The sequence below is a fragment of the Propionigenium maris DSM 9537 genome, assembly GCF_027925155.1.
GTDB classification, from domain to species: domain Bacteria; phylum Fusobacteriota; class Fusobacteriia; order Fusobacteriales; family Fusobacteriaceae; genus Propionigenium; species Propionigenium maris.
This window is the reverse complement of record NZ_BSDY01000031.1, coordinates 19,610-29,736: the sequence shown is the minus strand read 5'-3', so window position 1 is coordinate 29,736 and position 10,127 is coordinate 19,610. Positions and strand designations below refer to the sequence as shown.

The 10,127-nt window shown below is 42.6% G+C and carries 10 protein-coding genes; 6 read left to right on the top strand and 4 right to left on the bottom strand.

All coding sequences use genetic code 11. The features are described from left to right. Positions 1–209 precede the first annotated feature (209 nt). Together QMG11_RS17985 and glsA are read right to left on the bottom strand one after the other, a co-directional pair. Positions 210–1,247, bottom strand: coding sequence for a M42 family metallopeptidase (locus tag QMG11_RS17985; protein ID WP_281837706.1), 1,038 nt, complete (start codon positions 1,245–1,247; stop codon positions 210–212). 96 nt (positions 1,248–1,343) lie between these two features. Next, positions 1,344–2,258: a glutaminase A gene (gene glsA / locus QMG11_RS17980; RefSeq protein WP_281837705.1), complete on the bottom strand. Its 915-nt coding sequence runs from the start codon at positions 2,256–2,258 to the stop codon at positions 1,344–1,346. A gap of 435 nt (positions 2,259–2,693) precedes the next feature. On the opposite strand from glsA, the gene QMG11_RS17975 reads away from it, so the two are divergent. The 6 genes from QMG11_RS17975 to QMG11_RS17950 all read left to right on the top strand — a co-directional run bounded on the left by QMG11_RS17975 (position 2,694) and on the right by QMG11_RS17950 (position 7,821). Then, complete coding sequence (locus QMG11_RS17975; RefSeq protein ID WP_281837704.1) at positions 2,694–4,139, top strand: alanine/glycine:cation symporter family protein; 1,446 nt, start codon at positions 2,694–2,696, stop codon at positions 4,137–4,139. Positions 4,140–4,289: 150 nt separating this feature from the next. Then, the gene (locus QMG11_RS17970; protein WP_281837703.1) at positions 4,290–4,718 is read left to right on the top strand and encodes an NUDIX hydrolase; all 429 of its coding nucleotides are present in this window, start codon (positions 4,290–4,292) and stop codon (positions 4,716–4,718) included. Next, positions 4,700–5,422 carry a uracil-DNA glycosylase gene (locus tag QMG11_RS17965; RefSeq protein WP_281837702.1) on the top strand — a complete coding sequence of 241 codons (723 nt, stop codon included), beginning with the start codon at positions 4,700–4,702 and terminating at the stop codon, positions 5,420–5,422. The genes QMG11_RS17970 and QMG11_RS17965 overlap by 19 nt, the downstream gene beginning before the upstream one ends. A gap of 101 nt (positions 5,423–5,523) precedes the next feature. Beyond that, positions 5,524–6,219 (top strand): DUF547 domain-containing protein, encoded by a 696-nt coding sequence (locus tag QMG11_RS17960; RefSeq protein ID WP_281837701.1) that lies wholly within the window; start codon positions 5,524–5,526, stop codon positions 6,217–6,219. 161 nt (positions 6,220–6,380) lie between these two features. After that, positions 6,381–7,529, top strand: coding sequence for an L-threonine dehydrogenase (gene yiaY / locus QMG11_RS17955; protein ID WP_281837700.1), 1,149 nt, complete (start codon positions 6,381–6,383; stop codon positions 7,527–7,529). A gap of 85 nt (positions 7,530–7,614) precedes the next feature. Beyond that, positions 7,615–7,821 (top strand): hypothetical protein, encoded by a 207-nt coding sequence (locus QMG11_RS17950; protein ID WP_281837699.1) that lies wholly within the window; start codon positions 7,615–7,617, stop codon positions 7,819–7,821. A 26-nt stretch (positions 7,822–7,847) separates the two neighbouring features. Here the strand turns inward: QMG11_RS17950 and QMG11_RS17945 are convergent, their stop codons facing one another. Then, positions 7,848–9,014 (bottom strand): MalY/PatB family protein, encoded by a 1,167-nt coding sequence (locus QMG11_RS17945; protein ID WP_281837698.1) that lies wholly within the window; start codon positions 9,012–9,014, stop codon positions 7,848–7,850. Between the two features lie 30 nt (positions 9,015–9,044). Continuing rightward, the gene (locus QMG11_RS17940; protein WP_281837697.1) at positions 9,045–9,995 is read right to left on the bottom strand and encodes a D-2-hydroxyacid dehydrogenase; all 951 of its coding nucleotides are present in this window, start codon (positions 9,993–9,995) and stop codon (positions 9,045–9,047) included. Positions 9,996–10,127 lie beyond the last annotated feature (132 nt).

Sequence of the window (10,127 nt, the reverse complement as noted above, 5' to 3'; positions counted from 1 at the left end):
ATAATCATAGAGTTAGAGGGCTAAGCAGGAAGTTTTTTAATGTTAGTTTAAAGATATTATTATTTACAATAGAAAAGGCCATTGCAATATTGAAAATTATACAATACTTTTGCAACAGCCTAATTAAAAAAAGTATAAAATTTATGAAAACTTTACTTAAAGTAATTAGTTTTCCCAGTGCTTATTCGGATGCAACGTCACGTTGCTTTTTATGATTTCAAGTAAGCTATAAGCAGTTTAGCTGTATTTTCTAATCCCTTCATATGGGTTCTCTCATAAGCATGGGATGCATCTACCCCGGGACCTATAAGTCCGTGTCTTAACTGCCCCCCAGCTCTTAAAGCTGCGCTGGCATCGGAACCATAGTAGTTGTAGATATCCAGCTTATAATCGATGTCATTCTCCCTGCCAAGTTTAACCAGTTTTCTCTTGAGCTCAAGATCATATGGCCCAGAGCTGTCCTTGGCACATATTGTTACTCCCTGTTCAGTGGACTGCTGCCCTATTCCTGGGGAAGCCATATCCACAGCTACAAGTTCCCTTACGTTATCCCCAAGTACTCCCGATGCTCCGTGTCCAACCTCCTCATAGTTGGAGATAAAGAAGTGAGTTGTTTTAGATGGAGTAGCCTTACTCTCTACCAGGTTTCTTGCTGCTTCCAGTAGTACAGCTACACAAGCTTTATCATCTAAGTGTCTCGACTTGATAAACCCGCTTTCAGTTACCTCTGTTCTAGGATCTAGGTATACAAAATCTCCTACCTCTATCCCCAGCTTAGCAGTGTCCTCCTTTGTAGAAACCAGCTCGTCTATCCTAACCTCTATATTATTTTCATTCCTTACGTCCTCCTTGGGAATGCTTCCATAGTTGTGAGCCGATGTCTTTTCATGGAGGATGGTTCCTCTATACTTCTTCCCCTCTAAGCTTGCTATGGTACAATACTCCCCATCAACAGTTACCCAAGGGTATCCCCCTATCTGAGTTAACTTAAGCCTTCCATTGGGTTTTATCTCCTTTACCATAGCTCCCAGGGTGTCCACATGGGCCGATACCGCCACGTGCTCCTCTGTATTCTTCCCCTCTAGAGTAGCTATTAGTGCTCCCTTTACAGTGACCCTTGTGGAGAGCCCCAGGTCTTCAAAAGCCTTCTTTACATAGTCGATGGCCTCTACAGTATCCCCTGAAGGACTGTTTATAGCCAGCAGTTCCTTTAATCTGTATAACATGTAATCTGAATTAATGTTCATTTCATCCCCCTTTTTATTCTCTACCTACTTATATACATTATCCCCCAGCTTTTTTCAACAACTTATTTTTTAAAGCTTTACTTTAAACATTCTCTCTTAAAAGATGCTCAGAGACAGTTCCTGGGAGAGGTCCTTTAAAAGGGAGTATCCCCCTATGGAGTTCCCCTTCTTGTCAAGGCTCGGACCAAAGATACCTACCCCCATCCTTCCTGGAACAACGGAGCAGATTCCTCCTCCTACACCTGACTTACTTGGAACTCCCACCATGAGGGCAAACTCCCCCGAGCCGTCATACATACCGCAGGTAACCATTAGTGTCTTGGCTATCTTGGCAACGTGCTCACTTACAACCCTCTCGCCATTACTTAGTATTCCTCCCCTAGCCAGGAAGAGTCCAAGCCTTGCCATATCCTCAGCTGTAACCAGGATAGAACACTGCTTAAAATACACGTCCAGAGCATCCTCTAGATCTCCGTCGATATACCCCTCTCCCTTCATAAAGTACCCCATGGCTCTGTTCTTGTTTCCCGTCTCCTTCTCTCCCCTGTAGATCTCCTCATCTATATCCAGGGTATCATTTTCACATATCTTTCTGAAGAACTCCAGTAACCTTCTGAACTTATCCTGGGCATCCCTTCCCTTTACAAGGGCTGTTGTTGCAATAGCTCCTGCATTTATCATTGGGTTAAAGGGCTTGTGGGTATCGCATGTTTCCAGCTTCTTTATGGAGTTAAAGGCGTCTCCAGTGGGCTCCATCCCCACCTTGGAAAATACGTGGTCCACCCCGTTATCCAGGATAGCCAGCATAAGGGTTACAGGCTTGGACACACTCTGTATGGTGAACTTTACATCATAGTCCCCCACCCTCTGTACCGTACCATCTGTCCTCATAATACAAAGCCCCAGATTATTTTTGTCTGCTCTGTCTAGTCCTGGGATGTAGTCTGCCACATCTCCAAACTGGCACTTGGCTCTGTTTTTCTCTAGCATTTTATTTAAAAAATGTTCCATTTAAAGACCTCCGCTATTTTTTCTGAACTTTACCTATAATAAATATAACATACTAAACCATAAAATCAACTGAATTTTTACTATGGTATCCAATGTCTTTTCTTGATGAAAAGAGGGATTTTTTAGGGTTCAGGAGGTTCATAGTGCCCTTCCTTGAGGATTAAAAACCTATTATCCCTTTGAATTTCAAGGGATAAATAAATCATTTATTAAATAAATGATTATCATCTCAAAACTTTTTTTACCACAACCAAAAATAAACAAAATATATAAAATTCGACTATTGTATTCAAAATAAACATACTATCGTTTAAAAATACAAAGAACTATTGACAAAGTTAATGTTAGTATATAAACTGATTAATAGTTTACTTTATATCAAGGATAAGTTTTTGTTTACTTTTCTTGAAAAAATATTTAAGGGGGAATAGTTTAATGGAAGTTTTAGGAAACATCATAGGCTCTATAAATCATGTCCTATGGTCGTATGTATTGATTGTCATGTTGATAGGTTTAGGAGGGTACTTTACGTTTAAAACAGACTTTGTGCAGTTTAGGTTCTTCATAGAGATGTTCAGAACTTTTAGTGATAAGAGCGATAACAAGGACGCTGTTTCGCCATTTCAGGCTTTCTGTATCAGTGCTGCATCCAGAGTTGGAACGGGTAACCTTGCCGGGGTGGCTCTGGCCATCTCACTGGGAGGACCTGGTGCAATATTCTGGATGTGGATCATTACTCTTATAGGAGCTGCATCCAGCTTTGTTGAAAGTACCATAGCTCAGGTCTACAAGGTCAGAGACAAAAAAGGGTACCGTGGAGGACCAGCTTACTATATGGAAAAAGCTCTGAACCAGAGAGGGATGGGAATACTCTTCTCCTTCCTGATAATAGTTGCCTTTGGACTTGTATTTAACTCTGTACAGGCCAACACTATTACATATGCCTTTGAGGAGGCCTTTGGAATGGGAAGATTCCATACTGGAATTATCCTCACAGTCTTTACAGGAATAGTAATATTTGGAGGGGTTCACAGGGTAGCTAAGGTATCTGAGACCATCGTACCTATAATGGGGATCGCCTATATCCTGGTTTCCCTCTATGTGGTTGTGATCAACTTCAGACACATCCCTGAGATGTTCTCAATTATATTGAAGGGAGCCTTCAATATGGACGGAGTTGTAGGAGGAGGGCTTGGAGCCGCTCTTATGCAGGGGATAAAGAGGGGATTATTCTCCAATGAGGCCGGAATGGGATCTGCTCCCAATGCCGCTGCTGCTGCATCTACAAGCCATCCGGTAAAACAGGGATTTATCCAGACCCTGGGAGTATTCACTGCAACTATCTTAATCTGTAGTGCAACTGCCTTTATTATCCTTCTCTCTGGAAAGTATGGTGTACAGGGAGTGGAGGGTATCAAGCTGACTCAGCTGGCACTGGCATCCCAGGTTGGACAGTGGGCGTATACCTTTATCGCTGTATGTATCCTGCTCTTTGCATTCAGTTCAATTGTAGGAAACTACTACTATGGAGAAACGAATATAGAGTTCATAGGGGAATCCAAGGAGATGCTCTATATCTATAGAATACTTGTTTTAGGAATGGTTATGTTTGGAGCAGTGGCCAAGGTAGAGGTTGTATGGAGTCTGGCAGACCTCTTCATGGGCAGTATGGCTATCATCAACCTGATCGCAATAACTCTTCTGTCTAAGATCGCTGTAGTTGCCCTTAAGGACTACGCTCAGCAGAAGAAAGAAGGAAAAAATCCTGTATTCAATGTTGAGGTTCTTGATTCCACAGAGGGGATAGAGTGTTGGGACAAGGATGGAGAGATACAGTTTGAAGAGGAGAAGGCAGAGGAACCTGTTGTATCCTATACATAAAAATTAAACTTTAGCGGGTCTGTAGGACCCGCTTTTCTTATGATAAATTCCTTCCACTTTAAAATCCACCTTAATTTTTTCATGGATTTATTATACTATATCCTCATATGGTCTTTAAATTTAAAGGATTAATTGTGAAGGAGGAAAGGCTTGGATATAAAACTTCATAGGATATGTGAAAGGAATAGAAAGTATGCGGTGATCATAGCATCCGAGGAGGGAGAACTTCTTCTGGTGAGACATGCTGACAGGAGCACCTGGGAGGTCCCAGGAGGACACCACGAGGAGGGTGAAACTATACTGGAAACTGCTGAGAGGGAACTCTATGAGGAAACTGGAGCTCTTGAATACAAGTTAAAGCATCTCTGCGACTACTCTGTGGGTATAGGCTCGGAAGTGAATTTTGGAGGTCTTTTCAGAGCTGAGATTACCAAGAGGGGACCCCTTCCTGCCTCTGAGATTACCGAGGTCCAAAGGTTCAGTGAACTCCCTCCCATAGAGGAGATGACCTATGGAAGGATACAACACCAGCTAATGAAACTTATAGAGGAGGAGAAGGAATGGATAGCAGAGAAATAAAAGAGAGGTTTTTACAGGAGCACAGGATACATCCCTCCTACTACGACTTCTTCACCGAGGGAAGGGTGAAGGAGGTAGAGGATATCTTACAAAATATAGGGGATGACTACTCTCCTAAAAAGGAGAATATCTTCAGGGTCTTCAGGTATGATCTTCATGAGAAAAAGGTTCTTCTCCTGGGAATGGATCCCTATCCCCAGGAGGGTATAGCCACAGGATTTTCCTTTGAGGTGCCCTATACCTCCTGGGGAGACAAGAGGATAAATACCTCCCTTAAAAATATGCTGAAACTTCTCTATAAGAGCTACTATGGAGAGATGCTGGATATAAAGTCTCTGAGAGAAAGGATAGAGGAGGGAAACTTTCCCATCCTTCCCCCAAACGAAGCATTTAAGGACTGGAATGATAAGGGGGTAATCTTCCTTAATTCCGCCCTTACAGTAAAGGTGGGAAAGGCTGGAAGTCACCTAAAACTTTGGGAGAAGTTTACCAGGGACCTCTTCCTTCACCTGGGAAGGGTTAAACCCAACTTGACCTACCTCATATGGGGAGGGAAGGCTGAGAAGTTTATAAAGTATATCTCCTCTGGAAGGATCATCTGCCATAACCACCCTGCAATATGCGGGAACCTCTCCAACCCAAAGGACTTTTTAAATGGTACCTCCTTTACTGAAACCATGGAGGATATTCAGTGGCTGGGATAAAATATAAATTATAGAGGATTATAAGATCTTAAACTTTTTTAAAGTAATTTTCCTTGAAAGCTGGTATACCTCATATAGACTATTAATAAAGAGGTGATATTATGTGGAGGTTTATCGGTATCTTTTTATTGTTGTTTAAGTTGACCCTGGGAAGTTACACCCATACATGGGATGAGCTGTTAAAGGAGTATACCATTCAGGGAAGTAGGGAAGGTATTGAAGCTGTTCTCGTGGACTATGAGGGAATCGGTGGAGATAAGAGGTGGAAGATACTTTTAGATGAGGTCAGGGCTGAAGAACCTGAAAAGCTAACTTTTGAGGAGAAGAAGGCCTTCTGGATAAACATCTATAATATAGGGGCTGTGAAGATGGTTATAGATAATCATCCCTTAAAAAGTATAAGAGATGCTGGTAGCCTCATAAAGCCAGTGTGGAAGCGTGATATTATCCAGGTAGGAGATGCCGCCTACTCCCTTGGATATATAGAGCACGATATCCTCAGAAAAACCGAGGATCCCCTTATTCACTATGCTATTGTCTGCGCCTCCCTCTCCTGCCCCGACCTCAGAAGAGCTCCCTATACCCCTGAAAATCTGAGAGAAGAGATGCTGGAGCAGAGGGAGATCTTCCTGGCAAATACAGAAAAGGGAAAACGCCTGGAGGGAGACACCTACTATGTTTCAAAAATCTATAGGTGGTACAGGGATGAGTTCGAAGATCTGCACACCTACCTGGAGATTCCGAAGGAGAAAAAAATAAAGTATATGGACTATAACTGGTCTCTCAACAGCAAGTAAAAACTATATTATTCACTAACAGAGTGTACACTTTTTCATTTTTGAAATAGTCACTCTGTTTTTAAATGCCTTTTTTTATAGTTTAAAAATATATTGACAAAAAAATAACTAAGTGTTATTTTGTTATTAACTTCACATAAAAGTTTCAAGGGGGATTTAATATGAGTTATAAATTTTTTATGCCACCACAGTCACTGATGGGTCCAGGATGTCTTAATGACGCAGGAGCAGAGATTAAGTCTTTAGGATTTAAAAAGGCTCTTATTGTTACAGACAAGGTACTGTGTGACATAAAGCTAGTAGATAAATTAACGGATGTACTTAAGGTAAATGATATCCAGTATGTAATATATAATAAAACTAAGCCCAATCCTACAGTTATAAATGTCAATGAGGGACTGGAGCTTCTTAAAAATGAGGAGTGCGACTTTGTTATCTCCTTTGGTGGAGGATCACCCCACGACTGTGGAAAGGGAATAGCTCTTCTTGCTACAAACGGAGGGGACATAAAGGACTACGAGGGTGTTAATATGTCTTCTAAACCTCAGCTGCCACTTGTTGCTATAAATACAACTGCTGGTACTGCATCTGAGATGACTATCTTCTCTATCATCACAGATGAGGAGAGACACATAAAGATGGCTTTAGTTGATAAGCACCTAAATCCTATTATGGCAGTAAATGATCCTATTCTTATGACAGCTATGCCAAAAAGTCTGACTGCTGCTACAGGGATGGATGCCCTGACTCACGCAGTAGAGGCATATGTTTCTACAGCAGCAACTCCAATTACAGATGCCTGCGCTCTTATGGCTATGAAGCTTATTTCCAACCACCTGAGAGATGCAGTGGCTGATGGTAGCAATGAGGACGCTAGAGACAAGATGGCTTATGCTGAATATCTTGCAGGGATGGCCTTCAACAACGCTGTTTTAGGATATGTACACGCCATGGCTCACCAGCTTGGAGGATTCTATGACCTGCCTCACGGAGTATGTAATGCTGTTCTTCTACCACACGTACAGGAGTACAACGCTCAGGTTGTTCCTGGAAGACTAAAGGAAGTTGCTGAAGCTATGGGAGTAGATGTCAGCAAGATGAACGATGAGGAGGGAGCTGAGGCAGCAATCTCTGCTATCAAGGAACTTTCAAAAGATATCGATATCCCTCAGGGACTTACTACCCTTGGAGTAAAGGAAGAGGACATAACTATTCTTGCAGAAAATGCTCTTAAGGATGCCTGCGGATTTACCAACCCTAAACAGGCTACTTTAAAGGAGATAAAAACTATCTTTAAAAATGCAATGTAATTAACTCATCCAGAAAATTGTAAAAGTGCCCCTATAATGATATAATTTATATCGTTAAAAATATAAGTTATCAGTTGGAGGACAGATGAAAGTTAAAGATATGACTCCCCTAATGAGGGAAACTTTAATCAAAAAGCACCCTACTCTTGAGTGCCCCTTTGCCGACGGTGAATTTTTTGAGGCAAGCCTCTACCTATCGATCAGATGTTCTGCTGTAGATGGTTCTTGCACATACAGAGTTAGCGGTAAGGATGAATACAAATCATGTAAAATATTAAAAGACAGAGGCTAAATACCTCTGTCTTTTTTTATGGGCTTCTATCTAAGTGCCTCTACTATCCTAGAGACTACCTCCTCTACCTTCCTTCTGGTTCCTCCTAGGTTTACCCTTATGAATCCCTCTCCCTCTAATCCGTAGACGGCTCCCTGACTCACGAGTATCTTTCCCCTCTCTAGGAGTCTTTCCTCTATCTCCTTAGCCGGAAGCCCCAGTCCTCTCAGATCCACCCATGCAAGGAATCCTCCCTCTGCAGGGCTTACCCTTACATGGGGGAACTTCTCCTTGATCTTCTCCGTAAAGAAGGCATGATTTTCACCTATATATCTCATTACAGAGTCCACCCACTCTTCAGAACTTCTGTAGGCTACCTCTCCTCCATAGAGTCCTCCGAGATTCAGATGCCCGTGACCAGTGGCAAGGATCTTCCTCTGTATCCTCTCCCTCTTATCTCTGTCTGCAGCTACAAGGTTGGCTATGTTAAAGGCCATTATATTAAATGTCTTACTCGGAGAGGAAAGTGCTACAGTAATCTCTCCTACCTCCTTGGATATTGATGCCATGGGAGTATACTTCTTTACAGTAAGGTCACTGTACATCTCATCTGCTATTATAGTTATATCATTTTTCAGGCAGATCTCCCCTACCCTTGTGAGTTCCTCTCTGGTCCATACCCTTCCCACTGGGTTGTGGGGGTTGCAGATGATTAAGAACTTATTTTCCTCCATGGCAGCCAGCTCCTCCAGCTGAGAGAAGTTAATGGTATATCTTCCCTCCTCATAGAGAAGAGGGTTTTTTACCACCTTCATTCCTCTGGTCTCTGTTATATTGAAGAAGGGATCATAGACTGGGGACTGGATTATCACTCCCTCCCCTGCTTCCCCGAGGGCTTCAAGGGCTGAGTTTATACCTACCTTCACTCCTGGAATAAGGAGTAGGTTTTCCTCCTCTATCTTAAATCCATGTCTTCTCTCTACCCAGCCTATATACGATCTCTTATAGTCCCTGTGGCCTCCTGCATATCCAAGGTAGCCTGTAGCTATCCTTTTTGTGAGCTCCTCCACCACTACAGGATCCGACGGAAAATCCATATCTGCCACCCATGCAGGGAGTATTTCATCGTTGGGTTTCCCACACTTCTCCTCTATACAGTCCCACATCACTGAATGAGTCCCTCTTCTGCTCTCTACTTCATTAAAGTTATACATCTGACTCCCCCTCTATAATAATTTTTTGATTTAAGCTACTCTGTTTTCAATGCTTCCCTTTAAGTACCCCTCCAGGTTATCCACCGCTATATTGAGAAGCCTCTCCCTGGCTTCCTTTGGAGCCCAGGCTATATGAGGAGTAATAATGCAGTTATGAGCCTTTAAGAGGGGGTTGTCCTCCCTCGCTGGCTCCTCTGCCAGTACATCAAGAGCTGCACCTCCCACAGCCCTCCTGTTAAGAGCTTCTGCCAGGTCTCCCTCATCTATTAAAGGTCCTCTGGAGGTATTGATGAGCAGCACTCCCCTCTTCATCTTGCCCATGCTCTCACTGTTTATCATCCACAAATTATCCTCGGTCAGGGGACAGTGAAGACTTACTACATCGGATCTTTTGTAGAGGGTCTCAATGTCCACAAACTCCACTCCCTCACCCTCTGTTTTTTTCAGGTCATATACCAAAACCTCCATCCCAAAGGCTTTGGCTATCCTTGCTGTAGCCTGACCTATCCTTCCATAACCTATTAGTCCCATGGTTTTTCCTGCGAGCTCCATAAGGGGATAGTCCCAGAAACAGAAATCCTTGGCACTGCTCCATGCTCCCTCCTTCACCCTTCTGTCGTGATGAGCTACCCTGTGACATAGCTCCAGAAGAAGGGCAAAAACATACTGAGCCACTGCTTCCGTTCCATAGGTAGGTATATTGGTCACCACTACACCATTGTCTCTGGCTGCTTCTATATCAACTACATTATATCCAGTTGCCAGGACTCCCACATACTTTATTCCAGGCTTCCTTTCTAGGAGCTCCCTTGTAATAGGGGTCTTATTTGTGATCACTATCTCACAATCACCTACCCTCTCCTCTATCTGATCCTCCTGGGTTCTGTCATATATCTCTACACTTCCTAACTCCTTCAGCCTCTCCCAGCTTAGATCACCGGGATTTAAGGTGTATCCATCCAATACCACTATCTTCTTCATACTGCCTCCTCTATAGGTCCCCTACTTCAATAGTTTTTCATGCCCTTCAACTCTCTCATTGAGGGAATTATAACATTTATTTACAGGTCAATTAAAAGGTTTTTTATTCACTTTTTAGTAGTACTATAATGA

Excerpts from the sequence above, each read along its gene's own strand:
- QMG11_RS17975 (WP_281837704.1), top strand. The coding sequence starts at position 2,694 with ATGGAAGTTTTAGGAAACATCATAGGCTCTATAAATCATGTCCTATGG.
- QMG11_RS17985 (WP_281837706.1), bottom strand. The coding sequence starts at position 1,247 with ATGAACATTAATTCAGATTACATGTTATACAGATTAAAGGAACTGCTG.
- QMG11_RS17940 (WP_281837697.1), bottom strand. The coding sequence starts at position 9,995 with ATGAAGAAGATAGTGGTATTGGATGGATACACCTTAAATCCCGGTGAT.
- QMG11_RS17945 (WP_281837698.1), bottom strand. The coding sequence starts at position 9,014 with ATGTATAACTTTAATGAAGTAGAGAGCAGAAGAGGGACTCATTCAGTG.
- yiaY (WP_281837700.1), top strand. The coding sequence starts at position 6,381 with ATGAGTTATAAATTTTTTATGCCACCACAGTCACTGATGGGTCCAGGA.
- QMG11_RS17950 (WP_281837699.1), top strand. The coding sequence starts at position 7,615 with ATGAAAGTTAAAGATATGACTCCCCTAATGAGGGAAACTTTAATCAAA.
- QMG11_RS17965 (WP_281837702.1), top strand. The coding sequence starts at position 4,700 with ATGGATAGCAGAGAAATAAAAGAGAGGTTTTTACAGGAGCACAGGATA.
- QMG11_RS17960 (WP_281837701.1), top strand. The coding sequence starts at position 5,524 with ATGTGGAGGTTTATCGGTATCTTTTTATTGTTGTTTAAGTTGACCCTG.
- glsA (WP_281837705.1), bottom strand. The coding sequence starts at position 2,258 with ATGGAACATTTTTTAAATAAAATGCTAGAGAAAAACAGAGCCAAGTGC.